Genomic DNA, 22,877 nt, shown 5'->3' on the forward strand with positions numbered 1-22,877 from the left:
CCCAACATACAATTCCAAAACCCGTGCAGTACACCCTAATGTTGGGTTTCGCGATAGCGAAACCCAACCTCCAATTCCTTAACCCAGCAGTATTGGAATTTTTCTGTACTTCAATTACCTGAAAAGCGCTGTAACTTCTGTCTGACTGTCTCAAAAAACTGCTTGTCAGTCAGAAGTTGGATTTCAAAATCTTGTTGAACATAGGTTTGCATCAGCTGCAACCACTCATCGGAGGGAATATTTTCAAAGAATAGCGCTACTACTCTCCCCCTTTCGCTATTTTTCTGCTTTGCATACATAGCTTCTGTTACGATACCGGGTAAGCTGCCTCCTTTTGCACTAAGGACATCAAATTTTTCGCGCACAGGCTCATTTTGCATCGGCCATTCTAAATATTCGCGCATTATTTGCGACACGGCTGGCGAAATTAAAGAGTTGGTGTAAATTCGCTCCATTATCTGTGCGTATCCCTTCGCGGTTCCGCCGGGATTTAAAGCTTGTGCCATTGCTTGTTGGTCTTTGATGCTGATAAATTTTAATAGCCCTTTGATTTTTTCATCGCGAAAAGCAGCATCAGTTTTCCACTTTGACATTAAGTTATATACTAAATTAGCATATTCACTTTTACTCATTGCTTGGTAAATTTTTAAGCGTTCTTCTGGCAAAGCCGATATTGCTGTATCGTTCCAACTTAAAAACTGGCCGATGAGGGGAAGCGGTACATCTTCTGAAGGTAACCCTAATACTGATGGCAATTTTTCAATATTTTCTCGTCCCAATCGTTCGATTAAATAGTCAGTGGCGGCGTTGCTGCTATAGCGAATCATTGCACGAGGAATATGCCGCAGGGCAATTTTATTTTCTGCATTCACATATCCTTTTTCTTGAAATTCTTTTAAGGCTTGAGAATGGGCTCCGCCATCTGTGTTGGGCAGGTAATAAACATTGACGGAATTTAGATCGATCGCTTCATCGGGGGAAAGTATTCCTTGTTCGACTTGTCGGGCATATTCTGCTAAAATAAGAATCTTAATTGTGGAAGCCAAAGGCCGTTTCTCTGCATCGCGGTAGAAAATTCCTGTTTCTGAATTGCCAATTTCATAAGCAACTAAGGAAACATTTTCAGGATGAGCGACGATGTATTCCAGCAATTCTGACGGGGTTTTTAACTGAGATGTTGGCTGCATATTTTCCGAGTCGGCAAACACAGGTTCGAGAACGCTCCAAACCGTTTCCCATTGCCAGACTGTTAATGCAGCTAGTAGGAGGAAGAGAAGGCCGATCGAAAAGACGATATACTTCATATATCACTATAGGCTTTATCAAAATTCATCCAAATGTTATAGGCGTCTTAGCCTATACTCTGAGAAAATTAAACCTGCTAACTAAATTGCTCAATTCATTCGCAGGTGCTGCTTATGACTGTCACACGCCGCCATTTCCTCATTTTACTGGGAGCCAGTGTTAGTTCGATTACCGTGGGTGCTTGTCTGGCATCTGGGGATAATATATCGACAGCCGATAATAAATCTACCCCTGGGAGTACGACAAATGTCGCGCAGAACACAGGTACTTTTGAGTTGCCACCTTTACCTTATGCCTACAATGCTCTAGAACCATATATCGATGCTCGCACGATGGAGTTCCATCACGATAAACATCATGCCGCATATGTGAAAAACTTGAACGATGCGATCGCCAAATACCCCGAACTCAAAGGTAAGACTGTCGAAGAATTACTGCAAAACCTGAATACCGTCCCAGAGGATATTCGCACGACGATTCGCAACAATGGCGGCGGTCATCTCAACCACAGTATGTTCTGGCGAATTATGAAACCGAATGGTGGGGGAGAACCGACGGGTGCGATCGCAGATGCTATCAAAACTAATTTTGGCAGCTTTGCCGCCTTTAAGCAACAGTTCAACGATGCTGGCGCGAAGCGTTTCGGTAGCGGTTGGGCGTGGCTGGTACGCACTAAAGATGGCAAACTCCAGGTAACCAGTACAACCAACCAAGACAGCCCGTTAATGGATGGTGCTTATCCTATCATGGGCAATGATGTTTGGGAACACGCTTATTATCTCAAATACCAAAACCGCCGCGCCGAATATTTAGATGCTTGGTGGAATGTTCTCAACTGGGATGAAATCAACAAACGCTTGCAGCAAGCGAATGGTTGAAAATCAAAAGTCAAAAATCAAAAGTCAAAAGTTATACCGAGGCTATCGCCCCGGTTTTTAACATATCCTTTTAAAATGTGGGACAGCCAAATGTTCTAAACTGGGCACCCGTAGCCGGTCGATACTTTTTGATACATTGTGATTGCTGAATTCTCACAGTAGCATAGCTATCCGCTAAACACTGGACAGATCTGGACAACCAGTACATAAAGTGTAGAGATAGCCAGTCTCAGTTCTTAATTGGACTACGTTATTCAGGTCATGGCACCTGCGAGTGCTTTCCAGCTTGTAGCTCTGCCGTTCAGTTTTAAACATTCCTATTTAGCTAAGAAAGTGAACTGAGCCAAACAAGCCTAAGTAACATTGACGAGGAAACAATTACCTGAGCAATCAGAGTTTCAACTATGTCTAATTTTGTTTTTGTAATCGACACCAACAAACGTCCTATTAATCCTGTTCATCCAGCACAAGCACGGCTGTGGTTAACTCAGGGTAAAGCCACTGTTTTTCGTCGGTTTCCATTTACGATCATCTTAAAAACTGCATCAACACAAATAACTAAACCGATTCAGTTAAAAATAGATCCTGGTTCCCAAACTACGGGCATCGCATTAGTATCTGAGGACGCAGTTATTTGGGGTGCAGAACTAACCCATCGCGGTCAAGCAATTAAAGCTAATCTTGAGTCTCGGCGCTCAGTGCGTCGAGTTCGGCGAAATCGTAAAACCCGTTATCGCCAACCACGGTTTTTGAATAGAACTCGTCATAAGGGCTGGTTAGCCCCCAGTCTTGAACACCGGGTACAAACTACTCTGACTTGGGTAAACAGGCTGAGGAAATTTGTACCAATTACAGGCATTTCTCAAGAATTAGTACGGTTTGACACGCAAGCCTTAGTTAATCCAGAAATTAGTGGTAATGAATACCAGAGAGGTGAATTAGCAGGTTTTGAAGTGAAAGAATATTTACTAGCGAAATGGGGCAGAAAATGTGTTTATTGTGGAGCAGAAAATACGCCCCTAGAGATTGAACATATTTTGGCTAAAAGCAGAGGTGGGACGGATAGAGTTAGCAATCTTACCCTAGCTTGTCATCCTTGTAATCAGAAAAAAGGTAATCAGCCGATTGAGAAGTTCCTGAAGAATAAACCAAGTATTTTAAGACGGGTTTTAGCTCAAGCGAAAGCACCATTAAAAGACGCTGCTGCTGTAAATTCTACTCGGTGGGAATTATATCAAAGGTTGCAAGAGACTGGATTGCCAGTTTCAGTAGGTACTGGTGGTAGAACTAAATTTAATCGCGTTAAATTAGGCATCCAAAAGCGCCACTATCTAGATGCGGCCTGTGTGGGCGTGGTTGAGAAATTAACTTTGAAAACTACTAAGCCCTTACTGATTACTGCTAAGGGGTGGGGAATGCGCCAAATGTCTACTACCAACAAATATGGTTTTCCCATAAAACACCGCACCAGACAGAAAGCTTTTTTCGGGTTTCAAACTGGGGATATAGTCCGCGCTATTCTACCGAGTGGAAAGTTTGCGGGCGCTCACATTGGACGCTTAACTGTTCGAGCTACAGGTGTGTTTGAAATGGTGACGGCCAAGGGCAAGATTAGCCCAGTCAGAGCTAAATACTGCCAAATAGTTCATCGAGTTGATGGATACAATTATGCCGCATAGTCCACATTTGTCCACAGTGCGTAAGTCCTGCATAATCTGATTTAAAAAGCTATTTTATTTTTAATTTTACATTTTTTATTTGGTTTGGGGACTCAATTTTCCGCAAGTACAAGCAGTGACGCACGCTTTTGCTCAAGGGAGTTGTAAATTGCTCTGTTGATTCAATTGTACCACCCAGCCGTTCAAGTGTTGCTTGAAGGGAAGAGTTTTCTTCATCTGTCCAGTTGCCGCGATAAAGGATTGCTAAACCACCGACTTTCAGCAATGGTAGTGCATATTCCGCACAGATTGATGCGGAACCAACTGCTCGAATTAAAGCTATGTCGTAGGAAGATCGGTGTTGTCGTTGTTTTCCTAGTTCTTCAGATCTACCAGTCAAAGGAGTGGCGTTTTTAATTCCCAATTCGATTAGGAGAGTTTCCAGAAAGGTGATTTTTTTGCGGGTGGAATCTAGGAGGGTTATCTGCCAATTCGGTTGCGCGATCGCCACTGGCAAACCCGGAAATCCCGCACCAGTTCCTATATCGATAACTTGGGGATTGGCAATTTGAGATTTCACATTTGAGGTTTCAGATTGCATCTTGTCTTCTTCAATTTGCCATCCTAAATTTGCCATCTGCAATTCGTTTTTGATTCCCCGCAAAGAATCCCACAGATGTTTTTCCCAAAACTCGATCGGTTCGGTGATGCGAGTTAAATTTAACTGCTGATTTCCACGACAAATCAGTTCGTAAAGACGTTGAAATTGTTGTTGCTGTTCGGCATTCGGTTGCCAATTTAAGGTTTCCTGCCAAACAGAAGTCATCTCCGGCAACATTTTGAATTTTAGATTTTGGATTTTAGATTTTAGATTGGTAATTGGCGATCGTAACTATGAACTGGTTACTGGGAATTCGCCAGGAGATCTCTGTTCTGCCGATTTGAGTGTCGCTGGATCGACAGACTTTAGTTCGCCGCGATCGAGCGTCCAGCACTTGTCAGCTATACTCAACAAATCGCCAGCATCGTGGGTCACCACAAACAAAGTCCAGTGGCTTTTCAGTTTAGCTAATAAATTCACCAGCTGACGGCGCATTGACCAATCCAGTCCAGCCGTAGGTTCATCCAACAACAGCAGAGGCGGCTGACGAATCAGCTGCACCGCTAAAGCAAGGCGTCGCTGCTGACCGCCGCTTAAGGAATTGGGAGAAGTGTTCAACGATAAATGTTCCAGTCCCACTTCTGTTAAAGCTTCCCTGACTCGCTGGGAACCCAATTCTGGATGTCCCAGCCGCAATTCCTCTAAAATAGTGCTGCCGCAGAAATGCCGTTCGGGAAACTGAAATACCAAGCCACTTAATTGTTGCAGATCGTCGGCGATGAGTTCTCGATCGCGCCATAAGACTTTGCCAGATGTGCTTTCACTCAGTCCAGCCAATATTTCTAATAAAGTGCTTTTGCCAGAACCGCTGGGGCCGATCGCTAGCCCCATAGACTGTGGTGCTAATTCCAGGTTAATGGATTTTAAGATTGCCGTTGGGGTAGCTGGAGGGTGATAATTCAGGTCTCGTAGATAGAGCATTCAGTAAAAAACACAAACCGTACTGTCCCCATTTTGGCAGACTTGTCGAGTGCAACGCTAAACTGGAACGGGAAATCGACCTTTGCGTCAAAGGTGGGTAGATGCCCAAACCTTTGGCATCATTTAATTTAGCTTTTCAGCTTTGAGGCGATGATGGATTTGTTTCCTACTGCCAAACTGATTGTTGCTGCCTTCACCAGCGCGTACCGCAAGCACCTCGCGCTGCGTGGTAGATGGCATTTTGTCGGTGTTGCTGCGATCGCACTCAGCTTGTGGCCAAACCCCATCTTAGCTGGAGATCCCTTTCGCAGCAGTAGCCCCAAACCAATTGGAAACAGCACTGAAGCTGCTTTTAAGGCTCTGTTTAAAGAGGGAAACTATAAAGAAACAGCAGAACGTTACCTGCCAGAAGCTGAATCTAAAGAGCCAAACGAGCCGATGGTTTATGCTTTGAAGGCATCTTTAGCTTACACTGATTGGCAGGGAGATAACAAAAATAAGGCTTTGCTGGAATCGTTGAAAACCTACGCCGCTAAAACTCGCGAAACCGCTGCAAAGTTAAAACCAACCGACCCTTTGCGCGGCAATCTCTACATAGCTGCGGGTCACGCTTTGGAGGCTGCTGCTATTGTGGGCGAAAATGGTACTGTTAAAGGTGCGCCGCAAGCTTTAAGCAAGTTGCAGGAGGTGTACCGGGAATTGGATGCGGCGGAGAAAATTAACCCGAACGACCCGGAACTGAATTTGCTTAAAGGCTGGATGGATTTGCTCATCGCGGTCAATTTACCTTTTACCGATCCTCAACAGGCGATCGAACGTTTAGAAAAAGCAGCTCCGCCCTATCTAGCTTATCGCGGCATGGCGGTTGGATATCGGGATCTCAAACAGTATGACAAGGCGTTGCAATATGTCGATATCGCGCTCAGAAATACGCCTGACAATCCAGAGTTACAATACCTAAAAGCGCAAATTTTGGTGGGACTGGATCAAAACCGAGAAGCTAAGGAATATTTCCAAAATGCCTTGACAAAATCGGCGCAATTACCCAAAGATTTGGTCGCACAAGTTGTACGCGAACAGTGCAGAAACCAAGTGAGCATCGATCGCAAAGAGCGCAATTGCAGTGCGATGCGAAATCAGGTCAAACAGATGGATGGCAAGTGGGGCCCGATCGCCAGCCAGTTACCCAATTTAGATTAAACAATCTCATAGAATGACACAGGAAAACACATCAAATTATCTCTTTACCTAACCCCTAGCCCCTTTTCCCTCTTTCCCTAGCCCCTAGCCCCTAACCCCTAACCCCTCTTTATGCAAGTTCAATTCCGCGAGTACAATCAGTTCGATCTGTGGATATGGTTGGAGTTCAGTACCGTTCCTTCATATTCAGAAAAACAGTATCTGGAAGAGGTTTTCGATTCCTGGTTTTTCTTGGGGAAACTGGGAGGATTCAATGCTGAAAATCTGCAAGTTCAAGATACCGGTTTGGAACTCAGTTACATGGATTATGACGAAAATGTAGCTGATGAAAGTTTGATGGCGCTGATGCACAATATGGGCGAGTTTGAGTATTTGGGAAGGTGGGCGCGTTGCTGGTTTGATTTGGGAACTAGCGATGCGATCGCAATCGATATCCTGATTAACGCCCTCAAACAATTGAGCAAAGAATACGTTACAATAGAAAGATTGTTTATTGGCGGCGAAAATGAAGATTGGCCGATTGAACAAAGACACCAAGCTTCTGTTTACGATGGTAATTAACGAAAAATATGCACAAAGAAGGTGAAATCAGGGTTTTGTGTTTGGGAGCGATTAAAGATGGCGATCGCGTCTTTATGGGTGAAGGCTACGACCCCGTGAAAGAGGAACATTTTTATCGCGCATTGGGTGGTGGTGTAGAGTTTGGCGAAACCAGCTACGCAGCTTTAAAAAGAGAATTTCAAGAAGAAATCCAGGCAGAATTAACTAATATCAAATATTTGGGCTGTCTGGAAAGCCTTTTCACTTTCAACGGCAAGCAAGGTCACGAAATTTTGCAAATTTATCAATGCGACTTTGCCGATCCAAAATTTTATCAGATGGACAATATAGTGTTTGCTGAAGGAAAGCGAAAGAAAACTGCCCTGTGGGTAGAAATCGAGCGGTTTAAGTCGGGAGAATTGAAGTTAGTACCAGATCAATTTTTGGATTATTTGTAAAGGGGTGATTTTGATAAAAGGTCAAAGTTTAACATGATTAGCTTTTATAATCTTATCCAAAAAATCAAACAAAGACCTTCGCTTTACTTGGGTAAGCGTTCGAGCGGTCATCTGCAAGTTTTTTTAGACGGCTATACTTTCGCTCGTCGCGAACTCGATGTGCCTCTTACAGAAGAAGAGCGCGATTTTGAGGATTTTCAAGAGTGGATAGAGAAGCGGTTTAACCAGCCTTCGACTCAATCGTGGGAGCGAATAATTTTGTTTTATTCTGAAGACGAGAGGGATGCTTTGGATAAGTTTTTTGACTTATTTGAAGATTTCAAGAATCGGCATCAGAAATTAGAAATTGATGAAATAGCTAAAGCAGAGGATCGAGAGGGTGACAAAAATCGTTCGCGCCTTGGCGCATCACGTACATCATGACAGGCGTTGCCAATAAGTCAGGACAAAGATTGGACGTTGCCAAGTAGGGTACAATTTCGGCAAAATTACCGTTTAGCAAATCGTCGCGCAATTCGCGTCGGCAGATGAGGGAGCGACATTTTCGTGCTAAAATACCCAACCAGTCAGAATTGGCGATTTCTGGTTGCTGTCCGGCGCGGATGGCGAGGGCGATCGCCGCATCTTCCAAATCTCCTTCGCAATCCTCAAGAACTTGCAGAGCTTGTAATGCGCTGGGATAATCTGCTAATTGAGAACGAAAATGTGCGATCTCTTCTTGTGTAACTTTAGTCATACGGTTCCCCTCGCAACGAGCGCACCCGGCATAGAATTCAGTAGGCAATTACCATTTTGCCAAAGCTGGCATCATAAAGCGATCGCAGCAGATACAAAATAGGAAATATATCGCTCGATATAACTTATCCGAATATATCCAAAGTATGCTATAGCTAAAACAGGCACAGCAAATCGCCGCTGTCACCTACCCAAAGCTAAAGTTAAGGTCTTTCCCCCACAAATGATTAACCAAGTCAGACGACTCCTGGGAATCGAAACCAAATCTTCTTCCCCGATAAAGGCACTTTCCATAGACTGGGTACTCCCTGGAAAGCTGGCTGTAGGCAGATTACCCCAACCTGGTGACTCTACTGCACTTTTAAAAGCTAATATTAAATTTGTGCTGACTCTGTGTGCCGAACAAGAAGGAGCTTTGCCAAAAGATATTACCGATAATTTTCAATGTTTGCGTTTGGTGTTACCGGATAGATTTTATACAAATGAGATGACCGTAGAAGAACTAGCCGGAGCGGTGACGGTTGTGCGCGAAAATTTGGAGAAATCTATGCCAACCTACGTTCATTGTTTGGCAGGAATCGAGCGATCGCCTACCGTTTGTATTGCTTATTTGTGCAAATATGAAAAAATGGAACTCTGGGAAGCAGCTAACTGGCTCAAACAAGTCCATCCCAATTCTTTGCCCCATCCTGCTGCGTTGCGTGCCATCCGGGAATTTATCGCGCCTGTGCAAGAAGACTCCCGCGACACTGAAGGTCGGCAGTGATAATATCAATAATTTTGTTTTACCTCAAGTAATGGTTGATTTAGCTCCCACAAATTGGATAGGGAAACCCCTATGTAAAATCTAAAATCTAAAATCTAAAATCTAAAATTTATTTAGGCTTCTCCTTGAACTTCCGAAGGTAAGTTAACACTGACAAACTTACCTACTACCTGACGCAATTGATTGCTATCAAACGGTTTAGTTAAATATTCTGTCGCACCTGCCAGACGTCCTTGCACTTTGTCAAACAGTTTGTCTCTTGCCGTTAGCATTATAATGGGTAGTTCGCGAAACTGCGGTAAGTTACGCACCGTGCGGCAAAATTCCAAACCATCAATACCGGGCATGGAAACGTCCAGTAATAATACAGCAATTTTCTCGTGGTAAATCATTGCCAAGGCGTCTACAGCATTTCCTGCCACGAGAACCCGATAGTCTGTGGATAAAGCGCGTTTGACCATTTCTTGGGTGACGACGCTATCATCCACTGCTAAGATTGTCGGCATACGATCTAAACTTGAAGACATAATTTTTGTTCCAGTTTTTTACTCTACCCTACTAACACAACTTTAACTTGTTCTGCTAGCAGACGTTAATCTACGCAAGAGCGGAGAGATATAGCACTTTGATTAAATTTTTTCCAGTTTCTCAAGAGTTGCAAGTTACAATTACAATTATATTGAATTTTGTTAAATCAGCTTAAGAATAGTTAAAAAATAATTGTAATAATTAGTTAAACAAATTAAAATAAATATTAAAACTAACCAGCGATATATATCGTAATGCTCATCTATGGTATAGGGGCGTCAGCTCCTTAAAATTACGTAACCCAAGAAAGCAAGTAGGTATTAAACAAGGTGGGTAACAGATTGTCGATACTAGCCGATCGAAGAGCCAATGGCAACAAGTTGAGAAAAAGCTAAACCTTTGCTATTTGGCAATCTAAACCTTAACCGAAGCAAAAGAGCTGGCAACAGGGTGTTGTTGGTCAAACCATTTCAAAATCTACCGAACATTCACTTAATCGGCTGGTGAAGCGGCAATATTTTTAAGCCGCCTCACCAGCCGGAATCGGTTGAGTAACGGTTGTGAATAAGAGGTATCAATAGTTACCTCAAAAGATAGATGGCCTACTAAATAAATTTGGATAATTTTAAGATTTAACCATTTTAGGCCAAGAACTGTTTACCCTGCCGGCAAGTTCCAAAAAGGAAAAGGCGCTCATAAAAAATGACAGCATCATTACCGGGTCACTCAGCGTACCAGCTTAATGACCGATCGAAGAGCCAAATTCTCAGTGCGGCGACCGATGCAGATTTAGAAGATCTAACTCGCTTAGCTGCATACGTTTGTCAGACTAAGATCGCTTTATTGTGCCTGATTGACTCCGGGCGATTGTCGATCGAATCAAAAGTGGGCTTAGGGACTGAGGAAGCGTATATGTGCCAGAGTTTGTGGGCTCAAGTCATCCGTAGTAGTAAGGAATTATCGATCGTGCCGGATACATCAGCTGACGAAAGGTTTGTGAAAAATCCAGCAGTGGCAGGCCATCCAAACATCCGATTTTACGCTGGGATACCCTTGATGACATCGGAGGGGATTCTGTTGGGCACCCTAAGTATAATGGATTACGCACCACGAGATTTGAACAGGGAACAATGTCAGGCACTGAAAATTATAGGTCGCCAAGTGGTTACTCAAAGGTTACTACGCGGTGTCAGCCACTCAGGGCGCAAGGTCATCAAAGTGAAGGAAATGCCGCCGGAAATACCGTGGAATATTGTCGAGATATTTGAAAGCATCACGGATGCTTTTTTTGCGCTGGATTGGGAGTGGCGGTTCACATACTTAAACTCGCGAGCAGAGCAAGTTTTGCTGAGAACCAAGAATGAGTTAATCGGTAAGTGTATATGGGATGAATTACCAGAGGCTATAGGTTCCACATTTGAGAAAGAATGTCACAGAGCGGTATCCAAGCGAGTAACAGTACATTTTGAAGAATTTTATTCACCCCTGGGGATTTGGCTGGAGGTAAGAGCCTATCCTTATCAAGGCGGGTTATCAGTTTATTTCCGGGATGTAACGGCAAGAAAACAGTCAGAGGCAATGCTGATGGAGCGATCGCGCCTCTCGGCTTTCGGTGCGGCGGTAGGCATCGCGCTGGGACAAGCCGGTGGCATATCGGAAATCCTCAACCGTTGTACCCACATTACAATCGAGCATCTAGATGCCATCAATGCTTGTATTTGGACTGTCAAGCAAGGATCGAACAAACTCGAACTTGAGGCGATGGCCTTTGCCAAGGATGAACCTACAGACTCTCGCACCCCAGAGTCGTGCGACTTGATTCGCCCAGATAGCAGCATAGCGGAGAAGATCGCCCAAAATCACCAACCCTACCTGAGCAACGACCTGCGCGATCGCGATCGTTTCCAAGAAAGGGAATGGTTGGAGAAAATCAAACCGCACAGCAGCAAACAAGTCAAAGCTTTTGCGGGGTATCCCCTGATTGTAGAAGAGCGGTTGGTGGGTGTGATGGCTGTTTTCAGCCGTCAACCCCTCAGCCAAGAAGGACATAATATTTTGGAGTGGGTAGCCAATGCTATTGCTGTGGCGATCGATCGTTATTGGGCGCGATCGGAACTGCTCTCGCGTCGGGAAAGCCTGCTATTCCGCCTAGCCAGCCAAATTCGCAATTCTTTGGATCTCGATACAATCTTGGGTACTGCGGTCAACGAAATTCGCAGTTTGTTGCAAATCGATCGCTGTCATTTTCTCTGGTGCTGGCCCGATCCGCAAAACCCCAGCCTGACGGTAACTCACGAATCGTGCCATCCCAACTTGCCCAGCTTGTTGGCCGACTATCCCACAGAGAAAGTTACCTCGCTGGTCAAAAAAATCGTCAATTTAGAGACAATTCGGATAGATGATGTGGAGAGCGCTGTCAATCTGGACGATCGAGAGCAAATTCTCCTGAATACTTTAGGCGTTACTTCGCAATTGCTCATCCCCCTAGCAACTCGTTCCGGCCAGCTGGGGGCAGTTGTATGCAGCCATTGTAGCGGCCCGCGACCTTGGAGTGACAGCGAAGTCGAGCTACTCAAAGCAGTGGTAGACCAATTGGCGATCGGTATAGACCAAGCCGAACTTTTTGCCCAAACTCGCGCAGCTGCGTTTGCCGCTCAAACTCAGGCGCAACAACTAGAGGGAGCTTTGCAACACTTAAAGGAAACCGAAGCACAACTGGTACAAACCGAAAAAATGTCCAGCCTCGGTCAATTAGTAGCAGGCATTGCTCACGAGATCAACAATCCCATCAATTTTATTTACGGCAACGTCGCTCATGCCAGCGACTATATCCAAGACCTCTTGGAATTGGTGAGCCTCTATCAAAAGTATTATCCCAAGCCAGCAGCAGAAATTCACGCTGCCGCTGAGACAATGGATTTAGAATTTGTCAAGAATGACCTGCCCAAATTGCTAGCTTCAATGCAGGTGGGGACAGAAAGGATTCGGCAAATTGTCCTGTCGCTGCGAAATTTCTCCCGCCTCGACGAAGCAGAAAAGAAACCGGTCAATATCCACGAAGGTATCGATAGCACCTTGTTGATTTTGCAAAATCGCTTAAAAAGTACTTCTAGTAGGCCCGATATTAAAGTAATTAAAAATTACGGCAACTTGCCGAGGGTTGAGTGCTACGCCGGACAGCTCAACCAGGTGTTTATGAACGTTCTCAGCAATGCGATCGACGCTTTGGAAAACCAACCCCCACCCAGAACGATCTCGATCGGCACCGAAATAACGAAAGTCCCATTGGGTATGGCAGAGCCGGAGAGCGCGACAGTGACAGAAAATCTACATAATGCTTCCCCCATTACCCCAATCCCCAATGGCCAATGCCCAATGCTCTATACTCAATTTGTTACCGTCAGAATTCGCGATAATGGGCCTGGGATGACGGAAGAGGTCAGAAAACGCCTTTTTGACCCATTCTTTACCACAAAGCCGGTCGGCAAAGGAACTGGTTTAGGGCTATCGATTAGCTACCAGATTGTCGCAGAAAAGCATGGCGGTCAGTTGAAGTGTATTTCTGCCCCAGGACAAGGGGCCGAGTTTATCATTGAGATTCCGATCGATCGCCGCTAATCATACCGTTTTACCGAGCGCACGGTATTATTAGTTTTGCTTATAGTATACTCTGGGGAGATCTGATAAAATTTTTTCTATACACCCTTTCTATCTTTAATTACAGAGCCGCGCAGTCATAGATAACACTCTATAGCTACTATCTTTAAGTTTGATGGTTGCAGTGCTTCCTTTTATATTCTCTAAAGACTATACTCTTGTAACAAAGATTAAAACAAAATTAATCTCATGAACTGAATAGCTTTGTGCAATGGCGATAAGCTCAGCCCACACCAGATGGGCCTGAGTTTTAGGTGTAATTTTCGAGGTTACCTAGATGTCTGAGCTCTTGCTTCACAGTGTTTGGTTGATACCTTGCTACGCCCTCATAGGCGTGCTTTTGACAATACCTTGGTCGCCGGCAATTATTCGTCGTACTGGCCCCAGGCCGGCTGGTTACGTAAACTTGTTGATGACATTAACGGCTTTTATACACGGTTTATTTGCGTTGTCAGCTTGTTGGGGAAAGCCAGCAGAAGAGTTAGTAATTCCCTGGTTAAAAGTCGCCGGATTGGAATTCTCTATACCTTTAGAAATATCTGCAATTACTGTCGGCGCGACAGTGTTAGTAACGGGTTTGAACCTGTTAGGGCAAACTTTCGCGATCGGCTATATGGAGATGGACTGGGGCTGGGCGAGATTCTATTCGTTACTGGCACTTTTTGAAGCCGGAATGTGCAGTTTGGCCCTGTGCAACTCCTTGTTTTTCAGTTACATGATTCTAGAAATCCTCACCTTGGGAACGTACCTGCTGGTAGGGTTATGGTTCAGTCAACCTTTGGTGGTCACGGGTGCCAGAGACGCTTTCTTAACCAAGCGTGTGGGAGATTTACTGTTACTGATGGGAGTGCTGGCGCTGTTACCCATTGCCGGAACTTGGAACTTTTCCGAATTAGCTGAATGGGCAAAAACCGCTCAAATTTCACCAACAACAGCCGCTTTATTGGGTTTGGCTTTAATCGCAGGCCCAATGGGTAAATGCGCTCAATTCCCCTTGCATTTGTGGTTGGATGAAGCAATGGAAGGGCCGGTTCCCTCGACTATTTTGCGGAACTCGGTTGTGGTAGCAACTGGTGCTTGGGTATTGGTAAAATTGCAACCAGTTTTGGCACTTTCGCCTTTGGTGACAACGGCGATGGTGTTTATCGGTGCGGTGACGGCAATTGGTGCTAGTTTAATTGCGATCGCCCAAATTGATATCAAACGATCCATCTCTTACTCCGTCAGCACCTACATGGGCTTAATCTTCATCGCTGTAGGAACGCAGCAAGCTCAAACAGCGCTAATGTTAATGTTGACCTACGCCTTGGCAATGGCGCTGTTGGTCATGAGTACGGGTGGGATAGTTTGGAATAACATCACGCAGGATCTCACCCAATACGGGGGTTTGTGGTCGCGCCGACCGATATCCGCTCTATCCTATATTGTCGGTGCTTTCGGTTTGTTAGCAGTACCGCCCTTGGGAAGTTTCTGGGCTTTGCTGCAATTGGCAGACCATCTTTTCACAAATGAACCTTGGTTATTTGGCGTTTTGCTCACAGTTAACGGTTTGACTGCCTTTAGCTTAACTCGCGAGTTTGGCTTGATTTTTAGTGGCAAGCCCAAACAAATGACAGAGCGATCGCCAGAAGCATTTTGGCCGCTGACATTGCCAACTGTAATTTTAATGGGCTTCACCCTACACCTGCCATTACTGTTGTTGCAATGGCAATTGTTGCCAAACTGGTCTTCTTTAAATATAGCCACTGCATTTTTGCTAATTTTGTCCAGTGCGATCGGTTGTGGCGTCGGTAGTATAATTTATCTGAATAACAATTGGCCCAAACCCGTAGAGTTAGCTTGGAAACCGCTGCAAGATTTATTAGCATACGACTTCTACACCCCCAAACTTTATCGAATCAGTATCGTGTTTGTCGTTGGCTTAGTATCTGCGATCGTTAGTGCGATCGACCGTTACTTGGTGGATGGATTGGTTAACTTAGTTGGTTTAGCCACAGTCTTTAGCGGCCAAAGCTTAAAGTACAATGTTTCCGGACAAGGGCAGTTTTACGCCCTGACAATCTTGTTTGGACTAATTTTGTTAGGCATCTTAGTAAGTTGGCCTTTCCTGTCTCATCTTTCCCTGATTGTTACTGGTTGATAAAAAGATGTCGATAGCCACTGAAAATCGGCTAAATTTATCAACACCATCTCAAGATTTAGGCAAAATAAAGTTTTTCAAGGTGTGAGGAACGTAATGAACAAAACAAGCCAGCAGCTTGGTGTTTCTAGGAGAAATTTACTTAAATTTGGCGCAGTTGCTTTAGGTACAAGCGTAGTAGCATCTCAAGTCGGTTCGCAATTAATTGCCCCAGAACCAGCAGTTGCCCAGAATGACATGAGCCCTGACGAAGCTCTGCAAAGATTAATGGATGGGAACCAACGCTTTATCGGCGGAAAACCTATAAACCCCAACCGAAGCTTAGCTCGCCTGAGACAAGTTGCCCAAACTCAAAAGCCGTTTGCTGCTCTTCTAACCTGTGCAGATTCCCGAATCCCAGCTGAGATTCTATTTGACCAAGGGTTTGGAGATTTATTTATGTGCCGTGTGGCTGGTAATGTAGTGACTCCAGAAGAAATGGGCAGCCTTGAGTTTGGCACATTAGTATTAGGAGCCAAGCTGCTCATGGTAATGGGACATAAAAAATGCGGTGCTGTAGATGCCACAATAAAAGGCGCACAAGTTCCCGGTCAAATAGGCAGTTTGCTAGATGCAATTAAACCGGCTTTACAAATTTCAAGAAGTCTAGATAAAGATCGCCTAGAAAGCACAACTAAAGCTAATGTTTTGGTTCAAGTTGAAAATTTGAAAAAATCGTCAGTCATATCCCAGTTAATTAAGGAAAATAAACTGAAAGTTGTCGGCGGTTATTTCGATTTCGATACTGGTGTTGTCAGTATGGTTAGTTAAACGCGATCGCACGTGTCGGAGTTCATTATTCTGCTTAAGTTTAATGGACTCCGCCCAAACAAAAAATAAACGATTTGGTAGACTATAATATGCTCAGTGCATTAATTTGGATACCTGTTTTTGGAGCAGCTTTAGTAGGATTTTGGCCGGGAACAAAAACGCCATCGCAATTGCGATCGATCGCTTTAACGATTGCCAGCGTTACACTTTTGTGGACATTTTGGCTGCTTACCCAATTCAATATCGCCAATCCAGGAATGCAGTTTATTGAATTCCTTCCCTGGATTGAACCTCTGAAATTGAATTACAAACTCGGTGTAGATGGTTTATCTTTGCCGCTGTTATTTATCAACAGCTTGCTAACTTGGTTGGTGATTTATAGTGGCACTCAACAGCAAGCGCGACCCCAGCTTTATTACGCCTTGATTTTGCTAGTTAATGCTGGTGTAGCTGGCGGTTTCCTCGCGCAAAACTTGCTGCTGTTCTTCCTATTTTACGAGTTGGAACTGATTCCTTTTTATCTATTAATTGCCGTTTGGGGAGGACAAAAGCGGGAATACGCAGCCATGAAGTTCCTGCTTTACACGGCAATTTCCGGATTTTTGATTTTAGGTGCTTTCTTAGGGATGGCGTGGTTGAGCGAAACAACCACTTTCGCCTACGAATCGCTGACAACCCAAAATTTACCCTTGAATGCACAGCTAATATTGCTGACAGCAATATTGGTGGGATTCGGCATCAAAATTCCTCTCGTACCTTTGCATACTTGGTTGCCAGATGCTTACACAGAAGCTTCTCCAGCTGTAGCGATTCTTCTCGGCGGCGTACTTGCCAAATTGGGAACTTATGGTTTAGTGCGTTTCGGTTTAGAACTATTTCCACAAGCTTGGGCAACTGCGTCACCTGGAATAGCGATTATAGGCGCAATTAGTGCAGTTTATGGGGCATTGAGCGCCATCGCCCAAAAAGATATCAAACGCATGGTAGCTTATAGTTCGATCGGTCACATGGGCTATATACTTTTAGCCTGCGCCGCCGCCACACCTCTAAGCTTAGTTGGTGCAGTCAGCCAAATGGTTGCCCACAGTTTAATCCTGGCAATTCTCTTCCATTTAGTCGGAGTAATCGAAACAAAAGTCGGCACTCGCGATTTGGATCTTCTCAACGGTTTAATGAGTCCGATTCGCGGTTTACCCCTCACCAGCGCCCTATTAGTTTTGGGAGGAATGGCAAGTGCGGGTATCCCTGGCTTAGTGGGATTTGTCGCTGAGTATTTAGTCCTGCAAGGCAGTTTTTCAAGCTTTCCAGTCGCAACGCTTATTTGTGTAGTTTGTAGCGGTTTAACAGCAGTTTATTTCGTCATTCTGCTCAATCGCACCTGTTTCGGCAAATTAGATAACAAAATCGGCTACTATCCCAAAGTAAATTGGCAAGAGCGCACGCCTGCTTTCATTTTAGCCGCTCTCATTTTATTATTAGGGATACAACCGACTTGGTTAGTGCGTTGGAGCGAACCGACAACAGCGGCAATTGCCGCATCTTTTCCCGCTAATACCTATCAAATTGCTTCCGTTTCTCAGGATTCAGAAGTTAAGTAAAACGTAGGGTGGGCATTACCCACCCGAAAACCTCAGCACTCAGCACTTCCTATGACTCCTTCACCCCAACTAGAGCAAAAACAGCAAAGTCATAGCTGGATGAAATATATTCCATCCGCGCTTGTACTGAGTCGCTTTCTCATTTCTCCTTTCCTGTTATGGGATGCGTTTGATGGTAAAACAACAGTTTGGTTTATTATCGGTTATATTGCCGCATTTCTCTCCGATATCTTTGATGGAGTAATTGCACGACGCCTGGGTGTCAGCAATGCCAAACTCCGTCAAGCAGATAGTTGGGCTGATGTTTCTCTTTATATCTGCATAGCTGCTAGTGCCTGGTTGGCATATCGCCCTGTTTTAATCGCTCACAAAGTACCTTTGTTTTTGGTTATTTTTGCCCAGTTGCTGTGGTGGGCGGTCAACTTGGTTAAATATGGCAAACCCGCTAGCTATCATACCTATTCAGCTAAATTTTGGGGGATAACGCTTTTCATTGCTGTTGTTGCTTTGTTCGGTTTTGATTACGGGGGAATAGCTTTATGGTTGAGTTGTATTGTTGGCACTATTCACAGCTTTGAAGAAATTATCATGACGCTGGTATTGCCAACCTGGACGCATGATGTTTTAAGTATTTTCCATGCTTTGCAATTACGTCGTGAATTGAGTAATTAAAGGAACATAAAATGGTACAAACTCCCATCAAGCCAGAAACTAAATTACCACCTTCCAATCATGAATTTGCTCAAGTGATTCATCGCTTAGAAGCTGGTGGCGCAATGCTACCGGATACACCGGAAAATTTGATGCAAATTATCGGACTGTACAAAGCTTATGCAGTACCGATGGATTTCTACTGGCGGGATCTGCTATACATTGCCGAACGTGTATTTTTAGACCCCTTTCCTTTCTTTAAATACTTCTTGCCAAAAGAGTACTTAGATTTACACAATCATTATGCTGGAGATGATGCCGATTTGCGGATATGGCGCGGACAAGCAACTGCCCATCCGGAACTTTTGGCGTTTATGGAGAAGGGAGAAACCTTCAAAATGCCTAAGTTGTTTCATCACTTGTGGCATGACAGAATTAATATGGAGTTTGCGGAAGCCTGTATGCAGGCTATGTTTTGGCATAGAGGGATGGGTGGCAAATTTGACCCATATTTGGATACCGAGGAATATAGAGCTAACGCGGATAAGGCAATTAAAGCTTACTTTAAATACAACCCAGTCATGTTGGGATTGTATAAGCTTTTCCCAGATATGTTTATAGAACAGGTGAAGCAATTATCGTATTACAGTAACCTGGGTTTATTCTGGGAAGTGATGGCTCCGGTATTTTTTGAAATGAGCGATCGCTACGACGAAGGAAATATTAAAAGCGTTCCCGATGCGATGAATTTTCTCGTAAATGGAATATTTGCGATCGCGGGTCGTCCCATCTATCATCACGTCTACATTCGCGGCGAAATGTACGAAATCATCCCCAAATCAAAAGGGTTCATGTGGTTATACGAAGCTGCATTACCTTATGTAGAAGCTGTGTTTTATCGCACTGCTCCTTTCCGGGGTACAAAGTCTTACAACGCCCAAGCTAAACAAGTGCCTGAAGATCAGAAAGATTTCCACTACGGTATCCTTTATGCTGATGTTTTCCCGGTGGGTACTGCTGGTATTCCACCTACATTGTTGATGCAAGATATGCTGCATTTCCTACCCCCATATCTAGTGGATTACTATAGCAAACATTGCCGAGGCGAGGATGATATGTTAATCCAACTCGGTATTAGTTTTCAGCGCTCGATGTATTGCGTTACTTCTGCTGTAATTCAAGCTTTGCGAACTGCACTTTTGTATCCTTTAGACGATCCGAATCCAAAACATTTGCAAGCGAATCGAGCTTTTTTTGAAGCCCAAATAGACAGATTTAAGCGTCCGGAAGCTCGTTTGCGCGATATTCAGAGTCAGGATTATAGATAGCAAGTTGGTAAGTCGCGCCTTTAGAAACCCGGTTTCTCCAAGAAACCGGGTTTTTGGATGTTCAGTTTCAAAATGAAGTTATATGGTACGTTACGCTACCGCTAACGCACCCTACAGTTGTTACAGTTGCGAATAAGTTGAGGAGAGAACTTTACTGTCGTCGCTGACGCATTTCTTTGAGGTAAGCTTTTTGATAATTCAAGTAAGTACTATGCCACTCGCGAAAACGGCGTTCTCCGTCGCGAACAAGCATTTGACGATATTCTTCCGAGGGGATGAATCGTTTCTGGGGATTCAACTGTGTTTTCATAATTAATACCGCCTCGTTGACAACTCAACTGTAAGAGAGGGACGACCGGGGCGACCGATCGCCCTTCTGGGGCCTCACAGATATTCTTGGTGCGAGAAACAATTAATTTCCTCGCTTGATAGCTAAACTACCCCATCAGAATTACCGTGTCAATCACATGGATTACACCGTTATCTGCTTCGATATCTGGCGCTAAAACCGTGGCATTTTTTACTTCAAAACCGTTAGAGCAATCTATCTTGATGGGCGAACCTTCAACTGAGATAACCGAACCGAGTTTTGCCAAATCAGCCTTCATCAACTTACCGGAAACGACATGATATGTTAGAATCCTGGCGAGTTGCGGAATATTTTGTACCAGAGTTTGTATAGTTCCGGGTGGCAGCTTGGCAAAAGCATCGTCATTGGGCGCAAATACAGTAAAAGGGCCAGGACTTTTGAGAGTATCGACTAAACCAGCGGCTTGGACAGCAGTGACCAAAGTTGTAAAAGAACCCGCACCAACTGCAATATCAACAATATCAGGCATAAATTTCAGTTCATAGTTTGCAAACAGCTGCTTTAAAGAGCGTAAACTAACCTGAAATCATAGACAATCAAATTTTTTGGCATCACACAGCCTCGATAATTGCTGATGCCATGCGATCGAGGCGCACGCTTTTGTCGCTCAAACCCACTTCGTCCACCGAACGCGGCATCCCGTAGACAACGCAGCTTTCTTCCGCTTCTGTAAAAATTGAACCGCCATAAGATTTTATCCAAGCTGCACCTTGTTTGCCATCCGATCCCATCCCGGTCATGACTACACCTAAAACGCGATCGGCAAACACCTCCGCCGCCGACTGAAACAGCACATCTACGCTGGGACGGTGCAGGGTATCGAAGGGACGCGCATCGAGATGGGTAACTACTCTACCATCCGCTTGGCGGATAAAGCTGAGATGCCGTCCAGCCGGCGCAATTAACACCACACCGGCAGTAACTGCATCTCCTTCTCGCGCTTCGATTACCTTCAGCGAGGATATATCATTTAATCTGCGAGCATACATTTCTGTATAACCGACTGGCATATGCAGAACGATCGCAACAGGTACGGGAAAATTTTCAGGCAACTTAGGAATCAAAAAACTCAGCGCCTGGGGGCCACCAGTAGAAATTCCCAGCACGACAATATCTACCGCACCCGATCGCACTTTATTCTGGTGCGTGACTTCAACTTTTGCAGGCGATTCAATTTCCCCATATGAGGCTACGGTAGGCAGATTGGTTAGGCGTATACTGGCAGCAATTTTTACCTTTTTAATCAATTCATCCGCGATTTCAAACACTTTTTCCGTTGCCAATGCGGTCGGCTTTTGCACAAAATCAACTGCCCCGGCATCAAGCGCTTCCAGTGCCGTTTCCCCACTCTCGCTGGCAATACTGACAATTATCACTGGCACGGGACGACGCTTCATTTGCTCGTGCAAGAATTCTACCCCATTCATGTTGGGCATAATTAAATCTAACGTCACCACATCCGGCTTAAGTTGTTCGACCATTTCCAATGCTTCCCTACCATCGCGAGCAGTACCGATCACTTCAATAAGCGGACTGCGAGATAGCATTTGTTTGACAATTTTACGGACATAAGCAGAGTCATCGACAACTAATACACGCACTATTTGAGACATAACAATCAATCTCTCCCGAGCAATTGTAAATTGTAAATTAGGAATTGGGACTTGGTGATTCCGATATCCCATGCCCTACCCTCTATTAGTTAACGCTTTACATATATAAACGCATTTTCGATCTCTTGCAATTCAAATTCTGTCGTTAATTTTAATAACGATTCCGATGCAGCTACACACAAATAGCCGGGGGTGGGCATAGTCTTAGAAAACGCACGAACTGTTTGGTAAATTGCTTTTTCGGAAAAATAAATAAACACATTTCGACAAAAGATAATATTTGCGGTAGCTAAATGCTGAATTTCGGATTCAGCCATCAAATTTGCTGTTGTCCACTTAATGCGGCTGTGAAGTTCGGGTACCACTCGCCATTGGTTTTCCTGTTCTTCCCGGAAATATTTCGTTTGTAGGTGAGGCGGTAAATTGCGGAAAGAGCGATCGCGGTACACTCCTTGCCGCGCTTTGGCGATCGCACTCGGACTGCCATCGCTGGCATAAATTTCGATCGGTGCCCTTGCAAACCAACCTTTTTCGTTAAGAGCCATAGCGATACTTAAAGGTTCTTCTCCACTAGCGCAGGCAGCGCTCCAAATTCGCAGGCACTCAGTAGGATGTGCCGTAAAATGTTCTGGGACTAGAACCTCAACCAAGGCTCTGATTTGATCCATCTCTCGCCAAAAAAAGGTTTCCTGTATGGAGATAGCATCCATTACCTGCTTCCACTCTTGCTCAGCAGCATCGTCATATTTCAGGAAGTAATAGTAATCTAAAAACGAATCCAACCCACAGGCAATCACGCGAGGCGTCAGTTTTTCCGCCAATAAATCGCGCCGCTCGTTATCGTAATTAACACCTATGCGCTCGTGAATTAAGTCTCGCAAAAGTGTAAAATGGCCATCCGGTAAACTGAATATTTCCGAAACAAATCGCATAGCTTAAAGTCAATCATTCAGGCATTCATACCAAATCCGCTTTGATTACCCAGGTTATTCAAAGGGGAGAGTGGGGGAGTGGGGGAGTGGAGGAGTGGGGGAGTGGGGGAGTGGGGGAATTTATATGT

Annotated in this window: 22 protein-coding genes; 13 read left to right on the forward strand and 9 right to left on the reverse strand. The window is 44.5% G+C overall.

The genetic code is table 11. From position 1 onward, the window contains the following. Window positions 1–110: 110 nt before the first annotated feature. Window positions 111–1,304: a serine hydrolase gene (locus H6G03_RS17750; RefSeq protein WP_190465979.1), complete on the reverse strand. Its 1,194-nt coding sequence runs from the start codon at window positions 1,302–1,304 to the stop codon at window positions 111–113. A gap of 114 nt (window positions 1,305–1,418) precedes the next feature. On the opposite strand from H6G03_RS17750, the gene H6G03_RS17755 reads away from it, so the two are divergent. Together H6G03_RS17755 and iscB are read left to right on the forward strand one after the other, a co-directional pair. Further along, complete coding sequence (locus H6G03_RS17755) at window positions 1,419–2,183, forward strand: superoxide dismutase (protein ID WP_190465982.1); 765 nt, start codon at window positions 1,419–1,421, stop codon at window positions 2,181–2,183. Between the two features lie 404 nt (window positions 2,184–2,587). Then, a complete protein-coding gene (iscB, locus tag H6G03_RS17760; protein ID WP_190465984.1) occupies window positions 2,588–3,862 on the forward strand; it encodes an RNA-guided endonuclease IscB in 1,275 nt (424 codons plus the stop codon). Between the two features lie 49 nt (window positions 3,863–3,911). Here iscB and rsmG read toward each other — a convergent pair whose 3' ends face one another. Continuing rightward, complete coding sequence (gene rsmG, locus H6G03_RS17765; protein ID WP_190465987.1) at window positions 3,912–4,679, reverse strand: 16S rRNA (guanine(527)-N(7))-methyltransferase RsmG; 768 nt, start codon at window positions 4,677–4,679, stop codon at window positions 3,912–3,914. Between the two features lie 54 nt (window positions 4,680–4,733). Further along, window positions 4,734–5,423 carry an ABC transporter ATP-binding protein gene (locus H6G03_RS17770; RefSeq protein ID WP_190465989.1) on the reverse strand — a complete coding sequence of 230 codons (690 nt, stop codon included), beginning with the start codon at window positions 5,421–5,423 and terminating at the stop codon, window positions 4,734–4,736. A 150-nt stretch (window positions 5,424–5,573) separates the two neighbouring features. On the opposite strand from H6G03_RS17770, the gene H6G03_RS17775 reads away from it, so the two are divergent. From H6G03_RS17775 to H6G03_RS17790, 4 genes are all read left to right on the forward strand, one after another. Beyond that, window positions 5,574–6,623, forward strand: a complete 1,050-nt coding sequence (locus H6G03_RS17775) for a Sll0314/Alr1548 family TPR repeat-containing protein (protein ID WP_190465990.1) — start codon at window positions 5,574–5,576, stop codon at window positions 6,621–6,623. 111 nt (window positions 6,624–6,734) lie between these two features. Continuing rightward, complete coding sequence (locus tag H6G03_RS17780) at window positions 6,735–7,184, forward strand: DUF3531 family protein (RefSeq protein ID WP_190465993.1); 450 nt, start codon at window positions 6,735–6,737, stop codon at window positions 7,182–7,184. An 8-nt stretch (window positions 7,185–7,192) separates the two neighbouring features. Then, entirely contained in the window at window positions 7,193–7,621 is a 429-nt protein-coding gene (locus tag H6G03_RS17785; RefSeq protein WP_190465994.1) for an NUDIX hydrolase, read from the forward strand. Window positions 7,622–7,654: 33 nt separating this feature from the next. Next, window positions 7,655–8,044 carry a hypothetical protein gene (locus tag H6G03_RS17790; RefSeq protein WP_190465996.1) on the forward strand — a complete coding sequence of 130 codons (390 nt, stop codon included), beginning with the start codon at window positions 7,655–7,657 and terminating at the stop codon, window positions 8,042–8,044. Here H6G03_RS17790 and H6G03_RS17795 read toward each other — a convergent pair. Further along, window positions 7,980–8,357 (reverse strand): hypothetical protein, encoded by a 378-nt coding sequence (locus H6G03_RS17795; protein ID WP_190465999.1) that lies wholly within the window; start codon window positions 8,355–8,357, stop codon window positions 7,980–7,982. The genes H6G03_RS17790 and H6G03_RS17795 overlap by 65 nt on opposite strands. Before the next feature lie 222 nt (window positions 8,358–8,579). On the opposite strand from H6G03_RS17795, the gene H6G03_RS17800 reads away from it, so the two are divergent. After that, entirely contained in the window at window positions 8,580–9,122 is a 543-nt protein-coding gene (locus tag H6G03_RS17800; RefSeq protein WP_190466001.1) for a protein-tyrosine phosphatase family protein, read from the forward strand. Window positions 9,123–9,235: 113 nt separating this feature from the next. Here H6G03_RS17800 and H6G03_RS17805 read toward each other — a convergent pair whose 3' ends face one another. Further along, a complete protein-coding gene (locus H6G03_RS17805; RefSeq protein ID WP_190466003.1) occupies window positions 9,236–9,649 on the reverse strand; it encodes a response regulator in 414 nt (137 codons plus the stop codon). A 703-nt stretch (window positions 9,650–10,352) separates the two neighbouring features. Between H6G03_RS17805 and H6G03_RS39145 the strand changes: the two genes are divergently transcribed. From H6G03_RS39145 to H6G03_RS17835, 6 genes are all read left to right on the forward strand, one after another. Then, window positions 10,353–13,268: a GAF domain-containing sensor histidine kinase gene (locus tag H6G03_RS39145; RefSeq protein WP_190466006.1), complete on the forward strand. Its 2,916-nt coding sequence runs from the start codon at window positions 10,353–10,355 to the stop codon at window positions 13,266–13,268. 316 nt (window positions 13,269–13,584) lie between these two features. Then, window positions 13,585–15,447: an NAD(P)H-quinone oxidoreductase subunit F gene (locus H6G03_RS17815; protein WP_190466009.1), complete on the forward strand. Its 1,863-nt coding sequence runs from the start codon at window positions 13,585–13,587 to the stop codon at window positions 15,445–15,447. A 96-nt stretch (window positions 15,448–15,543) separates the two neighbouring features. Next, window positions 15,544–16,257 carry a carbonic anhydrase gene (locus H6G03_RS17820; RefSeq protein WP_190466011.1) on the forward strand — a complete coding sequence of 238 codons (714 nt, stop codon included), beginning with the start codon at window positions 15,544–15,546 and terminating at the stop codon, window positions 16,255–16,257. A gap of 89 nt (window positions 16,258–16,346) precedes the next feature. Continuing rightward, window positions 16,347–17,855, forward strand: a complete 1,509-nt coding sequence (locus H6G03_RS17825) for an NADH-quinone oxidoreductase subunit M (RefSeq protein WP_190466014.1) — start codon at window positions 16,347–16,349, stop codon at window positions 17,853–17,855. A gap of 51 nt (window positions 17,856–17,906) precedes the next feature. After that, window positions 17,907–18,527 carry a CDP-alcohol phosphatidyltransferase family protein gene (locus H6G03_RS17830; protein WP_199315345.1) on the forward strand — a complete coding sequence of 207 codons (621 nt, stop codon included), beginning with the start codon at window positions 17,907–17,909 and terminating at the stop codon, window positions 18,525–18,527. Between the two features lie 11 nt (window positions 18,528–18,538). After that, window positions 18,539–19,834, forward strand: coding sequence for a CO2 hydration protein (locus tag H6G03_RS17835; protein ID WP_190466017.1), 1,296 nt, complete (start codon window positions 18,539–18,541; stop codon window positions 19,832–19,834). Window positions 19,835–19,985: 151 nt separating this feature from the next. On the opposite strand, the gene H6G03_RS17840 is transcribed toward H6G03_RS17835, so the two are convergent. From H6G03_RS17840 to H6G03_RS17855, 4 genes are all read right to left on the reverse strand, one after another. After that, the gene (locus tag H6G03_RS17840) at window positions 19,986–20,144 is read right to left on the reverse strand and encodes a hypothetical protein (protein WP_190466039.1); all 159 of its coding nucleotides are present in this window, start codon (window positions 20,142–20,144) and stop codon (window positions 19,986–19,988) included. Window positions 20,145–20,271: 127 nt separating this feature from the next. Then, window positions 20,272–20,673 carry a fasciclin domain-containing protein gene (locus H6G03_RS17845; protein WP_190466020.1) on the reverse strand — a complete coding sequence of 134 codons (402 nt, stop codon included), beginning with the start codon at window positions 20,671–20,673 and terminating at the stop codon, window positions 20,272–20,274. An 82-nt stretch (window positions 20,674–20,755) separates the two neighbouring features. Continuing rightward, entirely contained in the window at window positions 20,756–21,817 is a 1,062-nt protein-coding gene (locus tag H6G03_RS17850; protein WP_190466023.1) for a protein-glutamate methylesterase/protein-glutamine glutaminase, read from the reverse strand. An 89-nt stretch (window positions 21,818–21,906) separates the two neighbouring features. Next, window positions 21,907–22,749, reverse strand: a complete 843-nt coding sequence (locus tag H6G03_RS17855; protein ID WP_190466025.1) for a CheR family methyltransferase — start codon at window positions 22,747–22,749, stop codon at window positions 21,907–21,909. Window positions 22,750–22,877 lie beyond the last annotated feature (128 nt).

The organism is Aerosakkonema funiforme FACHB-1375, assembly GCF_014696265.1.
In the GTDB taxonomy this organism is placed as follows: domain Bacteria; phylum Cyanobacteriota; class Cyanobacteriia; order Cyanobacteriales; family Aerosakkonemataceae; genus Aerosakkonema; species Aerosakkonema funiforme_A.

Bases quoted from the DNA above. Each gene is read 5' to 3' on its own strand.
- H6G03_RS17750 (WP_190465979.1), bottom strand. From the start codon at position 1,304: ATGAAGTATATCGTCTTTTCGATCGGCCTTCTCTTCCTCCTACTAGCT.
- H6G03_RS17755 (WP_190465982.1), top strand. From the start codon at position 1,419: ATGACTGTCACACGCCGCCATTTCCTCATTTTACTGGGAGCCAGTGTT.
- iscB (WP_190465984.1), top strand. From the start codon at position 2,588: ATGTCTAATTTTGTTTTTGTAATCGACACCAACAAACGTCCTATTAAT.
- rsmG (WP_190465987.1), bottom strand. From the start codon at position 4,679: ATGTTGCCGGAGATGACTTCTGTTTGGCAGGAAACCTTAAATTGGCAA.
- H6G03_RS17770 (WP_190465989.1), bottom strand. From the start codon at position 5,423: ATGCTCTATCTACGAGACCTGAATTATCACCCTCCAGCTACCCCAACG.
- H6G03_RS17775 (WP_190465990.1), top strand. From the start codon at position 5,574: ATGATGGATTTGTTTCCTACTGCCAAACTGATTGTTGCTGCCTTCACC.
- H6G03_RS17780 (WP_190465993.1), top strand. From the start codon at position 6,735: ATGCAAGTTCAATTCCGCGAGTACAATCAGTTCGATCTGTGGATATGG.
- H6G03_RS17785 (WP_190465994.1), top strand. From the start codon at position 7,193: ATGCACAAAGAAGGTGAAATCAGGGTTTTGTGTTTGGGAGCGATTAAA.
- H6G03_RS17790 (WP_190465996.1), top strand. From the start codon at position 7,655: ATGATTAGCTTTTATAATCTTATCCAAAAAATCAAACAAAGACCTTCG.
- H6G03_RS17795 (WP_190465999.1), bottom strand. From the start codon at position 8,357: ATGACTAAAGTTACACAAGAAGAGATCGCACATTTTCGTTCTCAATTA.
- H6G03_RS17800 (WP_190466001.1), top strand. From the start codon at position 8,580: ATGATTAACCAAGTCAGACGACTCCTGGGAATCGAAACCAAATCTTCT.
- H6G03_RS17805 (WP_190466003.1), bottom strand. From the start codon at position 9,649: ATGTCTTCAAGTTTAGATCGTATGCCGACAATCTTAGCAGTGGATGAT.
- H6G03_RS39145 (WP_190466006.1), top strand. From the start codon at position 10,353: ATGACAGCATCATTACCGGGTCACTCAGCGTACCAGCTTAATGACCGA.
- H6G03_RS17815 (WP_190466009.1), top strand. From the start codon at position 13,585: ATGTCTGAGCTCTTGCTTCACAGTGTTTGGTTGATACCTTGCTACGCC.
- H6G03_RS17820 (WP_190466011.1), top strand. From the start codon at position 15,544: ATGAACAAAACAAGCCAGCAGCTTGGTGTTTCTAGGAGAAATTTACTT.
- H6G03_RS17825 (WP_190466014.1), top strand. From the start codon at position 16,347: ATGCTCAGTGCATTAATTTGGATACCTGTTTTTGGAGCAGCTTTAGTA.
- H6G03_RS17830 (WP_199315345.1), top strand. From the start codon at position 17,907: ATGACTCCTTCACCCCAACTAGAGCAAAAACAGCAAAGTCATAGCTGG.
- H6G03_RS17835 (WP_190466017.1), top strand. From the start codon at position 18,539: ATGGTACAAACTCCCATCAAGCCAGAAACTAAATTACCACCTTCCAAT.
- H6G03_RS17840 (WP_190466039.1), bottom strand. From the start codon at position 20,144: ATGAAAACACAGTTGAATCCCCAGAAACGATTCATCCCCTCGGAAGAA.
- H6G03_RS17845 (WP_190466020.1), bottom strand. From the start codon at position 20,673: ATGCCTGATATTGTTGATATTGCAGTTGGTGCGGGTTCTTTTACAACT.
- H6G03_RS17850 (WP_190466023.1), bottom strand. From the start codon at position 21,817: ATGTCTCAAATAGTGCGTGTATTAGTTGTCGATGACTCTGCTTATGTC.
- H6G03_RS17855 (WP_190466025.1), bottom strand. From the start codon at position 22,749: ATGCGATTTGTTTCGGAAATATTCAGTTTACCGGATGGCCATTTTACA.